Origin of the sequence: Aureimonas populi (assembly GCF_017815515.1) — a bacterium.
GTDB lineage: Bacteria > Pseudomonadota > Alphaproteobacteria > Rhizobiales > Rhizobiaceae > Aureimonas > Aureimonas populi.
Genome location: NZ_CP072611.1, coordinates 1,450,680 through 1,471,369 on the forward strand (window position 1 = coordinate 1,450,680; position 20,690 = coordinate 1,471,369).

Here is a 20,690-nt window from a genome sequence, read left to right on the forward strand (position 1 = left end):
CCCGCGCCGGTGGCGAGGGCGGCGGCGGGCGTTCGTCCTAGCTGTTCCAGTAGTAGGCGGCCGTGTTCCATGTATCGATGCGCGTGTTGATGTTGGGCCGGATGCCCTCCACCCCCTCCTTGTGCCCGCGCACGGTGACGGACTGGAACATGGGCAGCAGCGGCAGGTCCGCGCGGATCTTCTCCTGGACCTCGTTGTAGATCGCCCGGCGCGCCTCGGGATCGAAGGTGCGCCCGCCTTCTTCCAGAAGGGCGTCCACCTCCGGGTTGACGTATTGCCCGTTGTTGGCGCCGCGCCCGCCCCGTACCGTGATCGCCTCCGAATGGAAGCGCGACGTCACGTCCGGGTCGCTGCCCGTCATGAAGATGACGCCAACCAGGACGGTGTCGAACTGCGATTGCGTCCAGTATTCGCCCCACATCACCGCCGGCGGCATGTTCGAGATCGTCATCTCGATGCCGATCTCCGCCAGCGTCTGCTGCAGGAACTGCTGCGTCTGCTCGCGCAGGTGATTGCCCGAGGTGGTGGAGTTGGTGAAGGCCAGCCGCACGCCGTCCTTGGCGCGGATGCCGTCCGGTCCCGGCTCCCAGCCGGCTTCGTCGAGAAGGGTGCGCGCGCGATCCAGGTCGAACTCATGCGGGGGCAGGTCCGCGTTGTAATAGGCCGATTGCTGCGGCATGTAGCTTTCGGTCGGGATGGGCAGCCCGTAATAGAGCGCGTCTATGATCGTCTGCTTGTCCAGCGCGGCATAGATCGCCTCGCGAACGGCCAGTTCCTGGAACTGCGGGCGCTCCATGTTGAGATAGATGGATTCGACCGTGGCCGCCGGAACCAGCTCCACCACCCTTCCCGAAAGCGTCTGCGCCTCGGCGTAATTGTCCGGGGTGATGTATTGCGAGCCGATGATGTCGATCTCGCCGCTCTTGAACTGGGTGTAGAGCACCGTCAGGTCGGGAATGTACTTGTAGACCAGGCGCTCGACATAGGGCCCCTCGCCCCAGTAGTCGGGGTTCGCCTCGAGCTCGATATGGTCGCCCGCGATGCGGTTGGCCCATTTGAACGGGCCGGTGCCGACCGGGGCGTTGTTGAACGCGGCGGTGTTGCGGTCGGGCTCCGGCTCCAGGATGTGCCGGGGCACGATGAAGGTCTCGGCCAGGATCGCCAGATAGGGCGCGAAGGCACTTTCCATCCGCCATGTCAGCTCCGTGGGGGAGACGACCGTGACGTCGCGCACGAGCGCGTGGCCCGCCGTGCGCCAGCTTCGGAAATTCGGATCGACCACCAGCTCCAGCGTGAACCTGACATCCTCGGCGGTGAAGGGCGTGCCGTCGTGCCAGAGCACGTCGTCACGCAGCTTCACGCGCCATTCCAGCCCGTCTTCCGAAATGCCGCCATTCTCGGTCGTGGGAACCTCGGCGGCCAGCGCCGGCTGGAACGCGCCCTCCGGGTCGATCCGGAACAGGGCATCGAACAGCGAGAAGTGAACCCCGTCATCGACCTCGATGCGCGGCATCAGCGGGTTGAAGACCGTGGGTTCCTGCGAGAAGCCGACGATGAGGCGGCCGGTGGGCTCGGAGGGCGGCGTGGCGGCGAGGGCCGTCCGCCCCATGAGATGGGGCAGGAACGCTCCGGCGGCGCCTGTCAGGGCCAGCATCTTGAGGGCATGCCGGCGCGTGGTCGCGGGAACGGTCGGTCTCACGTCTGTCATCTCAAACATTCCTCTCATGTCGGCTTGAACGGGCCTTCGGGCGGGTGTCGTTGGAAGGGGCGGCTAGGCGGCGCCGGCCATGTCCTGCTGCCCTCCGGGGATCGCGGCCACCAGCTCGCGCGTGTAGTCCGACCGGGGGTTCAGGAATATCTGGGAGGGCGGGCCCCGCTCCACGATCCGGCCGCGCTGCATGACGACGATCTCGTCGCAGATCTGGCTGGCGACGCGCAGATCGTGCGTGATGAAGATCATCGAGACGCCGGTTTCGCGCTGGATGCGGTCGAGCAGCATCAGGATCTGCGCCTGGATCGAGACGTCGAGGGCGGACACGGCCTCGTCGGCGATCAGGAGCTCCGGCTTGAACATCAGCGCCCGGGCGATGCCGATGCGCTGCCGCTGCCCGCCGGAGAACTCGTGCGGATAGCGCGAGAAGGCGCCGGCATCCAGCCCCACATTCTCCAGGAGGCGGCGGGCTTCCTGCCTCGCCTGCCGGTAGGGCATCCCGTGCGAGACCGGGCCGACGGTCAGTATGTGGCCGATGGTCGAGCGCGGGTTGAGCGAGGCGAAGGGATCCTGGAAGATCATCTGGATCTTCGGCCGCAAGGGGCGGAACTCGCTCTCCTTGAGCGGCGCGATGTCCCGGCCGCGGAAAAGAATGCGGCCGCCGTCGCTGTCCATGAGCTTGATGAGCAGGCGCCCGAGCGAGGACTTGCCCGAGCCGCTCTCCCCGACCACCCCCAGCGTCCGCCCCGGGGCCAGCTCGAACGAGGCCTCCTGCACCGCCTTCACCACGCGCTGCCTGCCGAACAGCGCGCTGCCGGTGCGGTAGATCTTCGCCAGATTCTCCACCTTCAGGACAGGGCCGGCGCCTGCGGCGGGAGGCGAGCGATCCTTGCCGGTCAGCTTGGGCACGGCGGCGATCAGGCGCCTTGTGTAGGGATGGCGTGGCGCCTGGAGCACGGCCTGCGCGGAGCCCTGTTCGACGATGAGGCCCTTTTCCATCACGATGACGCTGTCGGCGATCTCGGCGACGACGCCGAAATCATGCGTGATGAACATCACGCTCATGCCCTTGCGCTTCTGGATGTCGCGGATGAGGCGCAGGATCTGCGCCTGCGTCGTCACGTCGAGGGCCGTGGTCGGCTCGTCGGCGATGAGGATGCCCGGTTCGAGCGCCAGGGCCATGGCGATCATGACGCGCTGCCGCTGCCCGCCGGAGAGGCGGAACGGATATTGCTGGTACATCAGGGGCGGGTCCGGCAGCCCCACCTCGGCCAGGAGCTCGAGCGCGCGGGCCCGCCGCCGGGCGGGGTTCCCCTCGCCATGGGCCATCATCACCTCGGTGATCTGGTCCCCGACCGTCATCAGCGGGTTGAGCGCCGAAAGCGGGTCCTGGAAGATCATCGAGACGACCCGCCCGCGCAGGCTGCGCAGGGTGGGCGCCGGGGCGTTCACCAGATCGGTTCCCGCGCACCGGATGGTTCCCGATACGACGCGCAGCGCCGGGGGAAGCAGCCCCATCACGGCATTGGCGGTCACGGACTTGCCCGATCCCGATTCCCCGATGATGCACAGGATCTGCCCCGGCACGAGGTCGAAGGAGACGCGCTCGACGGCGTAGGGGCGGTCCATGCCCTTCGGCAGGGTGACGGTGAGGTCGCGCACCGCGAGCGCCGCCGTGCGATCCGCCTCGATCCCCGCCTCCGCATCGCTTGCCGCCACTCTGCCACTCCACTTGCCTGGAACCAAATCATAAGCTTATATTGAAAATTATGACAAGTGCACCGGACAGAATTGCCCTCTAAAACATCATGAAGCGCGCCAAAACTGAGATAAAATATAAAGAAAACAACGTTTTGATCGTTTTCGAGCAACTACCTCATCCGTTGAAATTGCATGGCATGATGCATCATCTTGAAAAAGCGGGGCGCGCTTTCATTGGCTGAGGATCGGCGAGACGCACGGGCGGCACAGGCGGGCCTGCCGGTCCGGGGCGGGGATCGGAGCGGAGCCTCGAAGCCGCAGCATCAACTGGGCGCCAACCTCAGGCGGCTGAGGCATCAGAAGAAGATGTCGCTCCAGCAGCTCGCGCTCAGCTCCGGCGTTTCCGTGGGCATGATCAGCCAGATCGAGCGCGACCGTGCGAACCCCTCGATGCGCGTCCTGACCGCGATACGGCGCGCGCTCAACATCCCGATCCACGAGATGTTCGGGGAAGCGTCGGAGGCGGCGGGCGAGGCGGCCGACCCGCCTTTCGTGCGCCGGCGCCGGGACCGGCCGCAGATCGATCTCGGCAAGCTCAAGAAGGAGCTTCTGACCTCGGGCGGCAATCACAATCTCCAGATCATGATCCTGAATGTCGAGCCGGGCGGGGAATCCGGCAACACCGCGCTCAGCTATCCCGCCGAAAAGGGCGGGCTCGTGCTGGCCGGCGCCCTCGTTCTCTCGGTCGACGGCCGCGAGGCGAGCCTCAGCGAGGGCGACAGCTTCGTCTTCGACAGCGCTCTGCCCCACAGTTTCAGAAACGAGGGGGAACGGCTGGCCACCATTCTCTGGATCATCGGGGCGGTCCAGTTCGACCGCCATCTCTAGAGGCTCTCCACAGCCAGGAAAGGAAGCCCGCCATGCAAGAGCCTCGACCCGCCGAGAAGGCCACGCCCTACTGGTGGGAGGCCGCGCCCGTCAAACCGCTGGCCAGCGCGCCGCTCGACGCGAAGACGGACGTGGTGGTCGTGGGGGCGGGCTATGCGGGCCTTTCCGCCGCGCTGGCGCTGGCGCGGGCGGGCCGGTCGGTCTCGGTGTTCGACCGCCAGAATCCGGGCGAGGGGGCTTCCTCTCGCAATGGCGGCATCACCAGCGGCAACATACGCCTCGACCACCCCACGCTGGTCCGCAAGTTCGGGGCCGAGCGGGCCATGGCGATCGAGGCGGAGGGGAAGGTGGCGCGCGAGTTCCTCTACGCTCTCCTGGCCGAGGAAGGGATCGACTGCGATTTCCAGCCCGTCGGCCGCTTCTACGGCGCGTTCGGGCAGGGCAATTACGAGCAACTGGCGCGCAGCGCGGAGAAGCTGAGCAAGAGCCTCGGCATCGAGTCCTTTGCCGTGCCCAAGGCCGAGCAGCGCGACTATCTGGGCACGGACTTCTACGATGGCGGCTCGGTGCGCATGGATATAGGCGGGCTGCACCCGGCCAAGTTCCACGCCGAATTGCTGCGCGTGGCGCTGGCCGCCGGCGTGACGGTCCATTCCCGGACCGGCGTGACGGCGATCGAGCCGGAAGCGGGCGCATTGCGCGTCTCGACCGCGCGAGGGGAGGTCTCGGCGCGCCAGGTCCTCGTCTGCACCGACGCCTACACCGATGGCGCGACCCCATGGCTGAGGCGCCGCCTCGTGCCGGTCCGCAGCCGCATCATCGCCACGGAGGAATTGCCGGCGGAGACGATGGCAAGGCTGATGCCGCGCCGGATGATGTGCGGCGAAAGCCGCCATCTCGGCTTCTACTACCGCCCCTCGCCGGACGGAAAGCGAATCCTCCTGGGCGGCCGGGACGGCTCCACGAAGGGCGACCCCGCCGAGCCCACCCTGCATCTGCGCCGGGGCCTCGTGCGCATCTTCCCCGAGCTTGAGAATGTGCGCCTGACGCATAGCTGGTTCGGGAACGTCGCCATGCACCGCGACATGATCCCGCGCATCTTCTCGCGCCGCGGCGTCACCTATGCGACGGGCTTCTGCGGATCGGGCGTCGTATGGGCGCCCTGGATCGGCACGCAGGCCGCGCACAAGCTCATCGGCGACGACGCGGGCCGGCCATCGGCCTTCGATTTCCGCCCGCCCGCCGCGATCCCGCTCTATCGCGGCAAGCCGTGGTTCATGCCCGCCTTCATGGCCCTCTACCGCCTTCAGGACAAGTTGGCGATGCGCCGGGCGGGGCGCGACGGGTGATCGCGGAGGTGGCGAGCCCTCGCCTGGGAGAGCCGGGAACGCGCTACGCGCTGAACACGCCGGCCCTCATCCTGGACCTCGACGCGCTCGAGCGGAACGTGGCGCGCATGGCGGAGGCGATGCGGCAGGCGGGCCGGGGCCTGCGCCCCCATGCCAAGTCCCACAAGAGCGTGCGGATCGCCCGCGCCCAGATCGAGGCGGGCGCGGTGGGAATCTGCTGCGCCACGCTGGACGAGGCCGAGATCATGGCGTCGGCCGCGATCCCCGGCATCCTCGTCACCTCCCCGATCGCGACCGCCCCCAAGATTGCGCGCCTCGTGGAGCTTGCGCGGCAGGCGCCCGACACGATGATCGTCGTGGACGACCCACGGACCGTCGAGGCGCTTTCGGCGGCTGCCCGCCGGGGCGGCGTGACGCTGCGCCTGCTCGTCGATATCGAGCTCGGCTTCGGGCGCACGGGCGTGGTGTCCGCTGAGGCCGCCGAACATCTCGCCCGCGCCATCCACGCGGACCCTTTCCTGCAATTCTGCGGCCTCCAGGCCTATGGCGGCCATCTCCAGCACGCCGCCGATCACGAGGAGCGCGTGGCGCTGTGCCGCCGCGCGCACGCCTTCATCTCCGCCATCGTCCGCCATCTGGGCGCGCTCGGCCTGCCGCCGGCCATGGTGACGGGCGGGGGCACGGGCAGCCATGCCATCGACGCCGCGGAAGGGCCCTTCACCGAGATCCAGGCCGGGTCCTACGTCTTCATGGATGCCGAATATCGCGCCGTCTCCTACGCGAAGGACACGGCGTGGCCCTTCGAGAACGCGCTTTTCGTGCAGACCGCCGTCATCAGCGCGCACGGGGCGGGCACGGTGACGACGGATGCGGGAACCAAGTCCTTCGCGCTCAACGGCCCGAAGCCCCCCATCGCCACCCCGCGCTTCGCCGGGGCGGCCTACGACTATGCGGGCGACGAGCACGGGCGGGTCCGCGCCGGGCCCGGCGGCGCCCTGCCGGGGCTGGGCGAGCTGATTGAATGCGTCGTCCCCCATTGCGACCCGACCGTGGTCCTGTACGACCATTTCTGCTGCGTGCGGCAGGATCGGCTGGTCGACATCTGGCCGGTGGATGCCAGGGGGCGGCGATAGGCGCCCCGGCCGCGCGCCGGCCCGCGCCCTCTTTCGTCCGGAGCGTCACTGCGGCGGCCCCGCCTTGCCCGGCGCGCAGCCAATAGGGGCCGGGCGCGTTGTGGCCCAGAGGCCAGAAGGACGCGCGCGATGGGCAAGGCAAACTCCGGCATCCGCCGCGCCGGCGGCCTCAGCGGCCTGCGCCAGATCATTGCGGGGCTGACCGAGGGCGTCATCCTCATCGATCCGGACCAGACCATCCTGTGGGCGAACGACACGGCGCTTGCCATGCATGGGGGCGTCTCGCTCGGCGATCTCGGGCGAACCGTCACCGAATATCGCGAGCGCTTCCAGCTTCGCTATCGCAACAACCATCCGCTGGAGGCGGGCGACTACCCCATCGAGCGCGTCATCGACGGCGAGGCGTTCTGCGATGTCGTCGTGGAGGTGGCGCGGGCCGGGGCCGAGGAGCCCGAATGGGTGCATCAGGTCCGCAGCCTCGTCGTCACCGGCGAGCACGGCGACCCGGACTATCTCGTGCTGATCCTGCAGGACGTTTCGCGGCGCTTCGAGGCGGAAGAGCGCTTCGAGCAGGCCTTCAACGCCAACCCCGCTCCCGCCTTGATCTGCCGCCTGTCCGACCTGCGCTTCATCAAGGCGAACCGGGGCTTCCAGGAGATGACGGGGATCGAGCGCGAGGGCATTGTCGGCCGCACCGTCTTCGAGTTCGACATCTTCCATGGCGCCTCGGAGCGCGAGCTGGCCAAGGAGCGGCTTTCGGAGCGCCGCACCATTCCGCAGATGGAGGCGGAGCTGGCTTTGCCCGGAGGCGGCACCCGGCTCGTCATCGTCGCCGGGCAGACGATCGAGATCGCGGAGGAGCCCTGCATGCTCCTCACCTTCGCCGACCTCGAGCCGCGCCGGAAGGCCGAGAAGGCTCTGGTTCAGAGCGAGGAGCGCTTCACGCAGGCTTTCAGGCTGGCGCCCGTCGCCATGCTCGTGGCTTCGCTCAGGAGCCATAGGGTGCTGGACGCCAACCAGGCTTTCCAGGCCATGACCGGCTATGGCGAGGAGTGCTTCCTGGGCCGCAGCCCGGGCGAGCTGACCCTGTGGGACACGGCCGACACGCGCCGCCGCCTGGAGCAGGGGCTCGAGGCGGCCGGCAGCTTGAGGAACGTGGACGCCAAGGTGCGCGCGAGGAACGGCGAGCTCCTGGACGCGCTGGTCTCCGCCGCCACCATCAGCATGGTGGACGATCCGTGCGTCCTCTGGGTCATCCAGGACATCACCGAGCGGCGCCATTCGGAACTGGAGCTGATCGGGGCGATCGAGGCGGTGATGAAGGATGCAAGCTGGTTCAGCCACGGCATCGTCGAGAAGCTGGCCAATCTGAAAGCCGCGCCCACGCGCGCGCCGGCCCGCGAGGTCGCCGTCCTGACCCGGCGGGAAAAGGAGGTCCTGAGCCTTCTCTGCCAGGGGGCCGAGGACCTGGCCATCGCCGCGGAACTCTCCATGTCGCGCGCCACGGTGCGCAATCATGTCGCGAGAATCTACGGCAAGATCGGCGTCAACCGGCGCGGGGCGGCCATCGTCTGGGGGCGGGAGCGCGGCCTTGCGCAGGGAAAAACTTCCCAGCCCGGCGCAAAAATCCGCTGATCTGATGCAGGCGCATCCCCGCGACTGAACATTCAGGCACTTATGGTGCCCCCGCGAGGCTCCCATCTTTCTCCTGTCGGACAAGCCGCCCCTGGCGCGCCCCCCGGCGGAGGAATGCCCCACATGGACGCGGACCGGAAGACCAAGGGCTCCCTGAAGGAGGCCATCGGCAAGATCACCGGCGACAAGGCCGTGGAGGCCGAGGGCGCCGCGCAGAAGGCGGGCATCCCGGCCGGGGCCGGGAAGGCCGGAAGGCCGGCGGGCGATGTCTCGAAGCGATAAGGGCGACCCCGCCGCCGCGCCCGGTGCGCCGGAGGAAGCGATGGCGCTCGCGGCCGAGAGCCTCGTCGTCTCCCGCCAGGAGCGGGTCAGCGGCCGGGTCCGCGTTCGCAGCCTGACCGAGACCGTCGAGGAAACCGTGCGCGAGACGCTGTCGGGCGAGCGCGTGGTGGTGGAACGCGTCCCTGTCGACCGGGTCGTCCCGGACCTGCCCCAAACCCGCATCGAGGACGGCGTGACCATCGTCCCGATCCTGGAGGAAGTCCTCGTCGTCGAGAAGCGGCTTCTCCTCAAGGAGGAGCTGCACATCCGCCGCGAGGCGACGCGCGAGGACGTCGAAATCCCCGTGTCCCTTCGCAAGCAACGGGCGGTCGTCGAACGCCTCCCCACCGAAGACAGCGATCTCACCCCAAAGGAATGACACCATGTCGATGACCACCTCATCCACCAGCAGCAGCCAGTATGTCACCGCATTCTTCGATAGCCGCGAGGAGGCCGATGCGGCCGTCGAGCGCATCGTTGACGAAGGGATCGCCAGAGGCGACATCCGCATTGTCGAGGGCGCGGGCGCCTCTGCCGGCGTGGCGCCGGAGCGCGACAGGGGCTTCTTCGAAGCGCTCGGCGACTTCTTCATGCCCGACGAGGATCGCCATTCCTACGCCGAGGGCCTTCGCCGGGGCGGCTATCTCGTCTCCCTGCCGACCACGGCGGCGAACCGCGACCGTGTCATCGACATTCTCGACGACGAGGGCACTGTGAACATGGAGGAGCGCGAGGAGAGCTGGCGTTCCGAGGGCTGGTCCGGCACCGCTTCCGGCGGCGTATCCGGCTATGACGCGGGGCTGGCGACGACCGGGGCGACAAGCGGCGCGGCCACCGGCACCGCCGCCTATGCCGCCTCCGGCGAGGTTCAGGATCATGACGGCACGATCGAGGTCGTCGAGGAGAACCTGCGCGTCGGCAAGCGCGACGTCAGCCACGGCCGGGTGCGCGTGCGCTCCTATGTGGTGGAAGAGGCGGTGAACCAGAACATCGACCTGCACAGCGAGCGCGTGGACGTCCAGCGCCGTGCCGTGGACCGGCCGGCCGCCGGCGTCGATGCCTTCCGCGATCGCACCATCGAGCTGGAGGAAACGGCCGAGGAGGCTGTGATCTCCAAGGAGGCCCGCGTGGTGGAGGAGATCGACCTCAACCGCACCGTCGAGGACCGCACCGAGACCGTCTCGGACACGGTGCGGCGCACCGAGGTGGAGATCGAGGACGAGCGCGCGGGCGCCAGCCGCCTGGCGGGCGAGACGACCTCCGCCCGCGCCGAGACCGAGGAGGAGCGCCTGGCCGCTCTTCGCCGCCGCTAGGCGCCGGGCGATCGAGGCGGGCCGACGGGGACCTCCCGTCGGCTTCCGGTTCCGCCCATGGGGCCCCGACTGCGGATCGGCGCTTTCCCATGCGGCCCGAAAGAGCCGGAGACGAAGCCGTTCGCGATGCTGCCACAAGGCGCAGCACCATTCCCAGAAAACCGCGACGCAGCCCATCCCCGAGGGGAGGCGCGTCCGCAAGCCCCAGGGGCCAGACGACCATGAGCGACATTTCCCGAACCGCATCCCCCGCCGACACAGTCCGAACGACGGGCGCGGGTGCCACCCTCGTCCATGCGGCCCCGTCCGCGTCGGACGACGCCCACACCATCATGATCAACAAGGTCTCCTGGGGTGCCATCTTCGCCGGCGTCGCGGTGGCGCTGATCGTCCAGGTGCTTCTCACCATGCTCGGCATGGGCATCGGCATCGCCACGCTGGACCCGGGCACGGTGGACAATCCCGCCGCCTCGACCTTCTCCATCGCGGCCGGCATCTGGTATGTCGTGTCCGGCCTCGTCGCGGCCTTCATCGGCGGCTACATCGCCGCCCGCATGTCCGGCAAGACGGTGGCCACGACCGGCGCCCTGCATGGCCTGACCACCTGGGCCGTCACCACCCTCATCGTGCTGTACCTTCTCACCTCCTCGGTCGGCGCCCTGATCGGCGGCGTCTTCTCCGGCGTCGCCAGCGCGGTCGGCGGGCTGGGTTCCACCATCGCGGAGACGGCGGCGCCCGCGCTCGCCAATGCCGACCCCTTGCAGGCGCTCGAGAACCAGGTGGCGGCGACCGGCACCGATCCCGATGCGTTGCAGGCCAATGCGGTGAATGCGATCCGGGCGCTCGTGACGGGTGACGAAGCCGGAGCGGACGAGGCTCGCCAGCAGGCCGCGCAGGCGCTGGCCAACGCACGCGGCATCCCCGTCGACCAGGCGCAGCAGCAGGTCGCGCACATCGAGCAGCAGTACCGTCAGACCATGGCCGATGCCCGGCAGAGCGCGACGCAGGCGGCCGATACGGCGGCCTCGGCGATCTCCACCGGCGCCATCCTCGCCTTCGTCGCCCTGGTTCTGGGCGCCGTGGCCGGCTGGCTGGGCGGGCGCTCCGGCGTGGTCCATCCGGTCTACGCCGACCGCGTGGTGCCCACGCGCCGCCGCGCGGCCTGATCCGCGCCAAGGTTCCGTGCGATGCTACGAACGCAGCGCGCCGGGACGATGGAAAAGGGGGCCCTGCGGGCCCCTTTTTTGCTCGCCCGACCCGGGAGGTTGCGAGACCGGGCCTTGTATAGAATAAGGCCGGACCGATGCGGCGGTTGCGATTGCCGAAACGAGAGGAGCATCCAGTGTCGTTTGTGCCCTATGGCCGCCAGTCGATCAGCGACGCGGATATCGAAGCCGTGGTCGGCGTTCTGCGGTCCGATTTCCTCACGCAGGGGCCGGTGGTCGAGCGTTTCGAGGCCGGGATCGCGGCGGCGGTCGAGGCTCCCCACTGCGTCGCGGTGAACTCGGCGACCGCCGCCCTGCACATCGCGTGCCTGGCGCTGGGCGTGGGGCCGGGCGACATCGTGTGGACCTCCCCGGTGTCGTTCGTCGCCTCGTCCAACTGCGCGCTCTACTGCGGCGCCACGGTGGATTTCGTCGATATCGACCCGGCCACCCTGAATCTCAGCGTGCGGAAGCTGGAAGAGAAGCTCATCGAGGCGCAGGCGGCCGGCCGCCTGCCCAAGGCGGTGATCCCCGTGCATCTGTGCGGCCTGCCCTGCGACATGGCGGCCATCGGAGCGCTGGCACGCCGCTACGGCTTCAAGGTGATCGAGGATGCCAGCCACGCCATCGGCGCGCGCGACAACGGGCGGCCGGTGGGCGACTGCGCCCATTCCGACATCACCGTCTTCTCGTTCCATCCGGTCAAGATCATCACCACGGGGGAGGGCGGCTGCGCGGTGACGCGCGACCCGGAGCTGGCCCGGCGCCTGGCGCTCGTCCGCTCCCACGGCATCACGCGCGACGAGGCGCTGATGGCCGAGCCCTCGCATGGGCCCTGGTATTACGAGCAGGTGGAGCTGGGCTACAATTACCGCATGACGGAGATGCAGGCCGCTCTCGGCCTTTCGCAACTCCAGAGGCTGGACGCGTTCGTGGCCGACCGCCACCGCCTGGCGGACCGCTACGACGCGCAGCTCGCCGACCTGCCGCTGGACCTGCCGCGCCGCGTGGCCGAAAGCTATTCCGGCCTGCATCTCTACGTGGTCCAGCTTCGGCTGGGCGAGATCGGCGCCACGCACCGCGAGGTGTTCGAGGCGCTGCGCGCGCGCGGGCTGGGCGTGAACCTGCATTACATCCCGATCTATCTCCAGCCCTATTACAGGGCGCTCGGCTTCCGGCCCGGCCATTGCCCGGCGGCCGAGGCCTATTATGCCCGCGCCATCTCCATCCCCCTGTTCCATGGGATGAGCGAGGCGCAGCAGGACCAGGTGGTCGCCGCGCTCCGGCACGTCGTCCGGTGAGGCTCGGACTGATCCCGGCCCGGGGCGGCTCCAAACGCATCCCGCGCAAGAACATCCTTCCCTTCCACGGCAAGCCGATGATCGTGCGCTCCATCGAGGCGGCGCTCGCCTGCGGGCGGATCGACACCGTGATCGTCTCGACCGACGACGAGGAGATCGCCGCGCTCGCCCGCTCCGCGGGCGCGCAGGTGCCCTTCATGCGCGCGGCCGAGCTTTCCGGCGACCATGCCACGACACTGGCGGTGATCGCCGACGCGCTGGAGAAGACGGAGGCGCAGGGCGCGCGGGTGGAGGCGTTGTGCTGCCTCTACGCCACCGCGCCCTTCACCACGGCGGCCGATCTGGAAGCCGCGCATGGTCTTCTGGAGGAGAGCGGCGCGTCCTACGTCTTCGCGGCCGCCGAATTCCCCTATCCGATCCAGCGGGCGCTGCGCCTGGTGGGCGGGCGCGCGGCCATGTTCCACCCCGAGCATGCGGCCACCCGCTCGCAGGATCTGGAGCCGGCCTTCCACGATGCGGGCCAGTTCTACTGGTGCCGGCCGGAGGCGGTGCGCGCGGGGCGGCCCATGCTGGGCCCGGACGCTGTTCCCTATCTCATGGACCGCGCCCGCGTGCAGGATATCGACACGCCGGAGGACTGGGCCTTCGCCGAGAAGCTGTTCGCGCTCGGGGCCGGGGGAGCGCCCTCTTGAGCGGGGCCCTGCCGGGCGTGCCGCTGGTGGCGTTTCGCGCGGACGGGTCGGTGCGGATCGGCACCGGCCACGTGATGCGTTGCCTGACGCTGGCCGATGCGCTGGCGCAGCGCGGCATCGCCTGCCTGTTCGTGGCCCGGACCATCGGGGAAGGCCTGGCCGAGCGCGTCGAGCGCTCCGGCCACCGGCTGCTGCGTCTGGCCGGGGACGGCCCGGCGGCGGATGGCGCCCCCTATGGCGAGTGGCTGGGCACGAGCGAGGCGCACGACGTGCGCGCGACGGCCGAGGCCCTGGCGGGAACGTCCCCCCTGGCCATCGTGGTGGATCACTACGCGCTGGGCGAGGCCTGGGAGCGCGAGCTTCAGGCGGCGTTCGGCGCGCCGCTTCTGGCGCTCGACGACCTGTCCCGGCCCCATGCGGCGCACGTGCTGGTGGACCCCACCTTCGGCAAGGACGATGCGTCCTATGACGGGCTCCTGCCGGAGGGCGCCCGGCGTCTGGTCGGCGCGTCCTATGCGCTGCTGCGGCCCGATTTCGCCCGCCTGCGCGCAGGGTCCCTTGCGCGGCGCGACCTTGCCTTTTCGCAAGGCGAGCCGGCACGGGACGTGCTCGTTTCGATGGGCGGGGCGGATGAGCAGGACGCGACCGGCTGGGTGCTGGAGGGGCTGGAGCCCCTTGCCCGCGCGCGGGGACTGCGCCTCCACGCCCTTGTCGGCGCGGCCTATCCGCATGGGGAGAGGCTTCATTCGCGCGCGGCAAGGCTCGGCGGGCTTCTGGAGATCCACCACGACGTGTGGGACATGGCCGAATTCCTGTCGCGCATGGACCTGGCCGTCGGCGCCGCCGGCGGCTCGGCCTGGGAGCGCTGCTGCCTCGGCCTGCCGACCGTGAACCTCGTTCTGGCGGACAACCAGCGCACCATCGCCCTCATGCTCTCGCAGGCCGGCGCCGCGAAGGATGGCGGCGCCTTCGAGCCGGCCGCGGACCCGGCCGCCTGGGCCGCGAGGCATGTGGAGCCGCTGCTGGCGGCCGGCGCGCTTGGCCCCGTGAGCGAGCGGGCGCGCCTCGTCGCCGACGGGCATGGCGTGCAGCGCGTCTTGTCCGCGCTTCTGGCGGATGGCGTCCGCGCGCTTCCCTTCGCCCTGCGCAAGGCGCGGATGGAGGACGCGGCGCTGCTCTACGAGTGGCAGTGCGACCCGCGCACGCGGCGCTATGCGGTGAACCCGGCCGTTCCGGCCTGGGAGGAGCACGAGGCCTTCATGGCGCGCAAGCTGGCCGACGCGGCTTCCTCCTTCTACGTGGCCACGGCCGGCGGCATCGCCTGCGGCGTGGTGCGGCTGGACAGGTCGGGCGCCGAGGCGCCGCCGCTGGCGGCGGGCATGGCGTGGCGGGAGGTCTCGATTCTCACCGCGCCCGAGTTTTATGGTTGCGGTGTGGCGTCCCGCGCGCTTACGAGCCTGAAGGCGGCGCATGGCGGCGAGGCGATCGTCGCGCGCGTGCTGCCGGGCAACGAGGCATCGCGGCGGCTGTTCGCCGGCGCCGGCTTTGCCACCTATGCGCCCGACCTCCTGGTGTGGAGCGATTCGCGGCGGCCAGATGCAGGAAACGGAAGCAAATGACGGTGTCGTCCTTTCAGGTGGCGGATCGGATCATCGGGCCGGACGCCGAGCCCTTCGTGATCGCGGAGATGTCGGGCAACCATAACGGCTCGAAGGAGCGCGCGCTCGAGATCGTGCGCGAGGCGGCGCGCTGCGGCGTGGATTGCCTGAAGTTCCAGACCTACACCGCCGATACGATGACGCTCGATTCCAGCGGCGAGGACTTCGTGATCGCCGACGGGAAGAGCCTGTGGGACAGGCGCCGGCTGCACGATCTCTACGCCGAGGCGCACACGCCCTGGGAGTGGCACGCCGAGCTTTTCGCCGAGGCCGCCAAGTTCGGCGTCCTCGCCTTCTCCACGCCCTTCGACGATACGGCGGTGGACTTCCTCGACGGGCTCGGCGTGCCGATGTTCAAGATCGCCTCCTTCGAGATGACGCACCTGCCGCTCATCGCCCGCGTGGCGCGCACGGGCAAGCCGATGATCATGTCCACCGGCATGGCGAGCGTGGAGGAGATCGAGGAGGCGCTGGCCACCGCCAGGGGCGCGGGCGCGCGCGACATCGTGCTGCTCAAATGCACCAGCCAGTACCCGGCCGACGCCTCCGACGCCAACCTCCTGACCATCCCGGACATGCAGGCGCGCTTCGGCGTGCAGGTGGGCCTGTCGGACCATACTCTGGGCACGGGCGTGGCCGTGGCGGCCGTGGTGCGCGGCGCCACGGTGGTCGAGAAGCACTTCACGCTCGACCGCAAGGATGGCGGGGTCGATTCGGCCTTCTCGCTGGAGCCGTGGGAGATGCGCCTCCTGAAGGAGGAGACCGTGCGCGCCTGGCGTTCGGGCGGGCAGGTGCGCTACGGCGGCACCGAGAACGAGGCCAATTCGCGCCGCTTCCGCCAGTCCGTCTACCCCTCGCGCGACATCGCGCCGGGGGAGGTCTTCAGCCGTGAGAACCTGAAGATCTGCCGGCCCGGCCTCAGCCTCGCCCCCCGCCATTTCGAGGCGCTGCTGGGCAAGCCCGCCCGCCGCGCCATCGGCTTCGGAGAGAGGCTCACCGAAGCCGACCTGTAGGGCCCGGCGATATGCGCCCTTTTCCGATCAACGGTTCGAGCATTCCGAGATGAAGTTTCCGATCGCCCGGCGTGCGCTGGGCCTCCTGCGCTCCGGCTCCCTTTTCGTTCAGGACATGGTGGATCGCGCCACGCGGCGCGCGACGCCGAGGCTCGTCCTTCGCGATCTCGACGCGCAGGTCCTGCGCTTCTTCGAGAAGAAGACGCCCTTCGCCGAGAAATACCCCTACGAGGTGCACTATGCGCCGACCCTCCGGAACGTGCCCGAGGGGCTGGGCGCGTTCCACCTGATCGGGCGCAACTGGCGGCACAGGCCGGAGGCGCCCGTGGCGCTGGCCTTCGGCTTCAACATGTGGAAGTTCGGCTTTGTCGCCGACTACTGCCCGGACGTGCGCATCGCGTTCGCCCCGCGCAAGTTCCTGGGTCTCGGCGCCCGCCGCGCCGTCAAGCGCATGCACCCCATGCCCCGGCGCATCTATGTGTGGGGCTATACGGACCCGAGCTGGATCGCGCGCTACGCCCGCCGCTACAAGATCGAGCTGGTGCGCGTTGAGGACGCCTTCCTGCGCTCGGCGGATCTGGGCGCCAACCACGCCACCCCCTATTCGCTCGTCTTCGATTCCAAGGGGCTCTACTACAACACCGCCGAGCCCAACGATCTCTCCGAGCTTCTGTCGAACCACGATTTCGCGGGCGACACGGCGCTGATGGCCGATGCGGAGCGTGCGCTTCGGCTGATCGTGGAGAACGGGCTTTCGAAATACAACCTGCCCGACACGTCCGATCCCGCCGCGCGGCTGCGGATCAAGACGCGGCGGCGCGTCCTCGTGATCGGGCAGGTGGACAACGACGCGGCGGTGCGCATGGGCAATCCCGGCGGCTGGCGCATGGGCGACATCATTCGTCTGGCGCGGCTGGAGAACCCGGACGCCGAAATCCTCTACCGCCCGCATCCGGAGGTCTATCGCGGCCACCAGCGCACGCGCTTCAAGGCCGGGCTGGTGGAAAACATCGCCGAGATCGTGCCGCCGGAAGGCTCGCTCGTCGAGCTTCTGAAGACGACCGACCAAGTCTACACGATCTCCTCGCTCTCCGGGCTGGAAGCGCTGGTCCGGGGCGTGAAGGTGACGACCCTCGGCACCCCGTTCTACGCCGGCTGGGGCGCCACGGACGACCGCACCGCGCAGCCGAAGGGCCGAACGCTGACGCCGCTGGAAATCTTTGCTGCGACCTACATCCTGTATGCAAGGTATCTGGTCCCGCTGGAGAACCCCAGCGATGCCATTGAAGCGACACTCTATCGCATCCTTGCCGATAAATACCTCCTGACGCTCAGCCAGATCAATCATGATGTCAAAACGTCGGCGGAAGCGATGTCCGTTTACGTGGCCAGTGATCACTGGCCTTCCGTCGTGTTTTCTAATCTACAATCGGGCGCGAAGTTCTTTGATCAAAGTCAGTCGAATGCAGGGCGTATCCCCCTGTCGATTGAATTCCGCGAACGGAAGGAAGACAGGTTCCATCTTACGGTTCTCTGCCTGCTGACGGGGTGGGCTCGCTCTCCCGTGCACCTTTCCAATCTAGTGAAGCAAAGCTCCACTTTCGTCTCACGCGAGACGATGGTGCAGTATTTCAATTACCTCTCTTTGATCGAAAAAGAGTGGAATCATCATAAATTCATAGCGAACTATCTCCGTTCCGCCGATTCGGCGGGGGAGGCTGCTGTCTATCTGCAATCAGTAAGGCAGGATGTATTCGCCGAGTCCGTCGATTTGGAGCCCTCGGACGCCTCCGCAGAAGGGGAAGAGCCCGTCCTGCGTGTGGAAAATGCCGACAAGATGGATTTCTACTACGAGCTTGCACAGTCTGAATTCGATCGTTGCAGGTATGAAGAATCTCGCAGGATTTGCTATCTGCTGCTTTTGAACGGCTACAAGCAGGTTGACTGCATAAGGCTGCTCATCAACATAGAGTTGATCCTCTTTGGATCGTCCGCCGCGAATGCCATTGCAAGCCTCCTGCCGTATACGGGAGAGAAGCCGGACGTTCTACGTGCGCTGTCGGTAATCTCCGAGACGTTCGAGCGAAACGATCCGAGCCGCTTTGCATTCATTAACTCTGCGCTCATTGCGGCATCGTGCTCCCAAGTGGCTCGCTTGCTTTTGCCGATGAACGCGGTTGAGAACACGGCCGAGTTTCAGCGGATAGCCGTTCTGCTTACGAAACATGTCTATCTCTCGTCTGAGATCAGTATCGCGAAGGTCAATGCGCTAATTGCTCTGGGTGATACGAAGGGGGCGCTCGAAGTCGCGAGATCGTTGTTCCAGAAGGTTCCTACTGACCATCGTAACGCCGTGGCCCTGTCGCAAGCGCTGGTGGCCGCCGATCAGGTTGAGGAAGCAAGGAGACTCATCGAATCAACCCTGATTGCCCATCCTTACTCGGTTCCAGCCTTCAAGGAGGCGCTTCGAGTCTGCGTTATCAGCGGGGACTACGCAGCGGGAAAGAAAGTTCTCGCGCTCGCTGACGACAGGAAACTCCCTGTTGGCGAAATGTCACTCCGCAAGATGTACTTCGGCCTTCGGCAACCAAAGGAAGCTTTCGAGACGTTTCGAAGCCTTGGCATCGTGGAGAGCCTCAGAAGGCATTTCCCCGACGAATACTACTCAGGGCGCGTTTCCGAATTCGACGGTGACAGTCTCTTCGCCGCCGCTCTTTTCGGGCCGGGCGATGAAATTCGATTCGCTAGTTTGTATAATGACTTCGAAGCGGCCCTTGGCGGGAAGCGGCTGAGTATCGGGTGCGAACCAAGATTGTTGACGCTGTTCGCACGCTCGTTCCCCCATATCGAGTTCGTGCCGGTTGCCCGAAAGCCTAGAAAGGCCGATGCCTTCGACGTTGCTGCTTACGACCGGATTCGTAATTCTGCCCTCCGCGCCATCATCGACAATCGCGCTGTCGATGCGATTGGGGCGGCATCTCATTCGATGGTTGTTACGGATGCATTGGCTGAGTTCCGGACTTGTTACGAGGACTTCCCCGGCACGGACTATCTACGACCCGATCCGGACCAGACAAGAAAATTCAGTTCCTTGCTTCCTGCGGCTCCGCTGCGTGTAGGAATTTCTTGGCGTAGCAGCCTGAATACGTTCTCGAGGAACGAGCATTATCTGTCGGTCGAAGAACTTCTTCCGGTGTTTGAGTTGGATGGCATCCAATTCATCAACCTCCAATATGACGAGTGTTCGAACGAGGTTGCGCTGGTGAACGAGCGCTTCCCGGGCAGGCTTTTCGACCCCGATTGGGTCGAGCAGTATAACGAACTGGATAAGGTGGCCTCGCTGATCTCTGCCCTCGATCTTGTGATCGCGCCGGCGACCACGGTTGTGGAACTGGCTGGGGCAGTCGGTGCGCCTACGTGGATGCTGTCGAATTCGTCCGAATTGCACTGGCGTAAGCTGGATGGCACCGACCAGGACGTGTGGCATCATTCCTTGACCCACGTAGAGGGCCCGATTCTTCAGAACAAGGCGTCCTTGGTTGAGGCCCTTCGCGCCAAGCTCGTCGCATGGCGCGACGAACGGTCGCAGGGCGCGGCGGCGGAGTAGGACGCCGCTATGCAGCGGTGAGATAGGCGGCGTGGAAGTAAATCTCGCCGCTCTCGCCTATAGCGTCCTCTGCCAGCAGTCGGTTGATTCCGGTGCCGGGATTGGTCGCGCCCCAAAGCCGGATGTGGCCGGCTCCCGGTTCCACGAATCCACCCAGCATCGTCACGGCGCTGCCCATGGTGAGGCGATTGTACCACGCCACGCCAATCGGCGCTCGATGGACGAGGCCCGGACGGCAGGCATAGGGAAGGCCGTGGATCGTGAGTGCGCCCTCAATACCGCCACGCGCGCTCCAGATCAGCCGTGCCCACACCGTTATCAAGCTGCCGATTCGAACGAATCGGCCTTCGGCCTGTACATAGGTCGGGTTCCCCGCCACGGTGCCGCCGCGCAGGGAGGGGGTGAACACGCCTTCCTCGTAATGGGCGAGGCGGGAGGGGCCGCCGAAGTCGATGCCCTGCGGCGCGGTGAGGGCGCCCGTGGCCGGGTCGGCCCGCAGCGCCTCGCGCCAGGCCGCGCCGTCGGGGCTCACCTTCACCGAGAAGGCGTCTTCGCCCGCAAGGCCGAATTCGGCGCGGCCCGAAAAGCCCGTCTGGAAGACGAGGCTGGCCGTATCGGCCGGCGCCGCCTTGTTCACCACCATACGGTGGTCGCCGCCCGCATGGCTGAACAGGCTGGCGGGGGAGGCGACGCTCAGGCGGTTCACCGCGTCGGGCGCCGCGCCCACGCCCCATTGCGCCACCTCCTGCCCCGCCGTGCCCGCGACGGGCCGGAAGCCCTGCCCGTCATGGACGTGGAGGGTGGCCTCGTCCCCGGCATGCAACGTCCAGCCGGCGGCCGGCTCCAGGAAGGTCCAGGCGCCGTCCACGAAGGAGGCGATCCGCCCGTCCTGCCCCGCAAAGGCCCCCGTCGCGCCCTCCGCCACGAGATGGCGCTCGCCCTCGGCCGGCGCGGCGGGCGGTTCGGCCCGGCCGGCGCGCGTGGGGACGCTGATGTGCAGCATCTGGTCGAGAAGCCGCAGCGCCTCGTTGTGCGTCACGTGCTTCTGGGCCTGCGCGGGCATGAGGTAGGGCAGGGAGAGATGGTGTGTGGTCTGGCTCAACGCGGCCTCCTGTCGAATCCGTGAAGGCCATGATGAGGCGGCGGCCGGGCAGGGGGAGAAG

The 20,690-nt window shown here is 67.8% G+C and carries 16 protein-coding genes; 13 read left to right on the forward strand and 3 right to left on the reverse strand.

Translation table 11 applies throughout. The annotated features are described in order from the left end of the window. Window positions 1-37 precede the first annotated feature (37 nt). Together J7654_RS06725 and J7654_RS06730 are read right to left on the reverse strand one after the other, a co-directional pair. A complete protein-coding gene (locus J7654_RS06725) occupies window positions 38-1,708 on the reverse strand; it encodes a peptide ABC transporter substrate-binding protein (RefSeq protein WP_209739257.1) in 1,671 nt (556 codons plus the stop codon). 63 nt (window positions 1,709-1,771) lie between these two features. Next, the gene (locus tag J7654_RS06730; protein ID WP_245195693.1) at window positions 1,772-3,430 is read right to left on the reverse strand and encodes an ABC transporter ATP-binding protein; all 1,659 of its coding nucleotides are present in this window, start codon (window positions 3,428-3,430) and stop codon (window positions 1,772-1,774) included. A gap of 348 nt (window positions 3,431-3,778) precedes the next feature. On the opposite strand from J7654_RS06730, the gene J7654_RS06735 reads away from it, so the two are divergent. The 13 genes from J7654_RS06735 to J7654_RS06795 all read left to right on the forward strand — a co-directional run bounded on the left by J7654_RS06735 (window position 3,779) and on the right by J7654_RS06795 (window position 19,527). Further along, entirely contained in the window at window positions 3,779-4,300 is a 522-nt protein-coding gene (locus J7654_RS06735; RefSeq protein ID WP_209739259.1) for a helix-turn-helix domain-containing protein, read from the forward strand. Window positions 4,301-4,332: 32 nt separating this feature from the next. Next, window positions 4,333-5,649: an NAD(P)/FAD-dependent oxidoreductase gene (locus tag J7654_RS06740; protein ID WP_209739261.1), complete on the forward strand. Its 1,317-nt coding sequence runs from the start codon at window positions 4,333-4,335 to the stop codon at window positions 5,647-5,649. 8 nt (window positions 5,650-5,657) lie between these two features. Beyond that, complete coding sequence (locus J7654_RS06745) at window positions 5,658-6,782, forward strand: DSD1 family PLP-dependent enzyme (protein WP_209739263.1); 1,125 nt, start codon at window positions 5,658-5,660, stop codon at window positions 6,780-6,782. 129 nt (window positions 6,783-6,911) lie between these two features. After that, window positions 6,912-8,417: a helix-turn-helix transcriptional regulator gene (locus tag J7654_RS06750; protein ID WP_209739265.1), complete on the forward strand. Its 1,506-nt coding sequence runs from the start codon at window positions 6,912-6,914 to the stop codon at window positions 8,415-8,417. 123 nt (window positions 8,418-8,540) lie between these two features. After that, window positions 8,541-8,699: a CsbD family protein gene (locus tag J7654_RS06755; RefSeq protein WP_245195694.1), complete on the forward strand. Its 159-nt coding sequence runs from the start codon at window positions 8,541-8,543 to the stop codon at window positions 8,697-8,699. Then, window positions 8,683-9,117, forward strand: a complete 435-nt coding sequence (locus tag J7654_RS06760; RefSeq protein WP_245195695.1) for a DUF2382 domain-containing protein — start codon at window positions 8,683-8,685, stop codon at window positions 9,115-9,117. The genes J7654_RS06755 and J7654_RS06760 overlap by 17 nt, the downstream gene beginning before the upstream one ends. Window positions 9,118-9,121: 4 nt before the next feature. Further along, on the forward strand, window positions 9,122-10,051 hold the full coding sequence (locus J7654_RS06765; RefSeq protein WP_245195696.1) for a YsnF/AvaK domain-containing protein: 930 nt from the start codon (window positions 9,122-9,124) through the stop codon (window positions 10,049-10,051). A 221-nt stretch (window positions 10,052-10,272) separates the two neighbouring features. Then, the gene (locus J7654_RS06770; RefSeq protein ID WP_377946476.1) at window positions 10,273-11,217 is read left to right on the forward strand and encodes a PhnA-like protein; all 945 of its coding nucleotides are present in this window, start codon (window positions 10,273-10,275) and stop codon (window positions 11,215-11,217) included. A gap of 137 nt (window positions 11,218-11,354) precedes the next feature. Next, complete coding sequence (gene pseC / locus J7654_RS06775; RefSeq protein ID WP_209739270.1) at window positions 11,355-12,557, forward strand: UDP-4-amino-4,6-dideoxy-N-acetyl-beta-L-altrosamine transaminase; 1,203 nt, start codon at window positions 11,355-11,357, stop codon at window positions 12,555-12,557. Continuing rightward, window positions 12,554-13,249 (forward strand): pseudaminic acid cytidylyltransferase, encoded by a 696-nt coding sequence (gene pseF / locus J7654_RS06780; protein WP_209739272.1) that lies wholly within the window; start codon window positions 12,554-12,556, stop codon window positions 13,247-13,249. Before pseC ends, pseF begins: the two co-directional genes overlap by 4 nt. Next, window positions 13,246-14,868, forward strand: coding sequence for a UDP-2,4-diacetamido-2,4,6-trideoxy-beta-L-altropyranose hydrolase (pseG, locus tag J7654_RS06785; RefSeq protein WP_209739274.1), 1,623 nt, complete (start codon window positions 13,246-13,248; stop codon window positions 14,866-14,868). The genes pseF and pseG overlap by 4 nt, the downstream gene beginning before the upstream one ends. Continuing rightward, window positions 14,865-15,920: a pseudaminic acid synthase gene (gene pseI / locus J7654_RS06790; protein WP_209739276.1), complete on the forward strand. Its 1,056-nt coding sequence runs from the start codon at window positions 14,865-14,867 to the stop codon at window positions 15,918-15,920. The genes pseG and pseI overlap by 4 nt, the downstream gene beginning before the upstream one ends. Window positions 15,921-15,969: 49 nt before the next feature. Continuing rightward, window positions 15,970-19,527 (forward strand): capsular polysaccharide export protein, LipB/KpsS family, encoded by a 3,558-nt coding sequence (locus J7654_RS06795; RefSeq protein ID WP_209739278.1) that lies wholly within the window; start codon window positions 15,970-15,972, stop codon window positions 19,525-19,527. A gap of 7 nt (window positions 19,528-19,534) precedes the next feature. Here J7654_RS06795 and J7654_RS06800 read toward each other — a convergent pair whose 3' ends face one another. Next, window positions 19,535-20,629, reverse strand: coding sequence for a DUF2793 domain-containing protein (locus tag J7654_RS06800; protein WP_209739279.1), 1,095 nt, complete (start codon window positions 20,627-20,629; stop codon window positions 19,535-19,537). Between the last annotated feature and the right edge of the window lie 61 nt (window positions 20,630-20,690).

What these genes read in the sequence shown, in the direction of transcription:
- J7654_RS06760 (WP_245195695.1), top strand. Translation starts at nt 8,683, where the DNA reads ATGTCTCGAAGCGATAAGGGCGACCCCGCCGCCGCGCCCGGTGCGCCG.
- pseC (WP_209739270.1), top strand. Translation starts at nt 11,355, where the DNA reads ATGCGGCGGTTGCGATTGCCGAAACGAGAGGAGCATCCAGTGTCGTTT.
- J7654_RS06755 (WP_245195694.1), top strand. Translation starts at nt 8,541, where the DNA reads ATGGACGCGGACCGGAAGACCAAGGGCTCCCTGAAGGAGGCCATCGGC.
- J7654_RS06795 (WP_209739278.1), top strand. Translation starts at nt 15,970, where the DNA reads ATGAAGTTTCCGATCGCCCGGCGTGCGCTGGGCCTCCTGCGCTCCGGC.
- J7654_RS06740 (WP_209739261.1), top strand. Translation starts at nt 4,333, where the DNA reads ATGCAAGAGCCTCGACCCGCCGAGAAGGCCACGCCCTACTGGTGGGAG.
- J7654_RS06765 (WP_245195696.1), top strand. Translation starts at nt 9,122, where the DNA reads ATGTCGATGACCACCTCATCCACCAGCAGCAGCCAGTATGTCACCGCA.
- J7654_RS06725 (WP_209739257.1), bottom strand. Translation starts at nt 1,708, where the DNA reads ATGACAGACGTGAGACCGACCGTTCCCGCGACCACGCGCCGGCATGCC.
- J7654_RS06750 (WP_209739265.1), top strand. Translation starts at nt 6,912, where the DNA reads ATGGGCAAGGCAAACTCCGGCATCCGCCGCGCCGGCGGCCTCAGCGGC.
- pseI (WP_209739276.1), top strand. Translation starts at nt 14,865, where the DNA reads ATGACGGTGTCGTCCTTTCAGGTGGCGGATCGGATCATCGGGCCGGAC.
- J7654_RS06735 (WP_209739259.1), top strand. Translation starts at nt 3,779, where the DNA reads ATGTCGCTCCAGCAGCTCGCGCTCAGCTCCGGCGTTTCCGTGGGCATG.
- J7654_RS06770 (WP_377946476.1), top strand. Translation starts at nt 10,273, where the DNA reads ATGAGCGACATTTCCCGAACCGCATCCCCCGCCGACACAGTCCGAACG.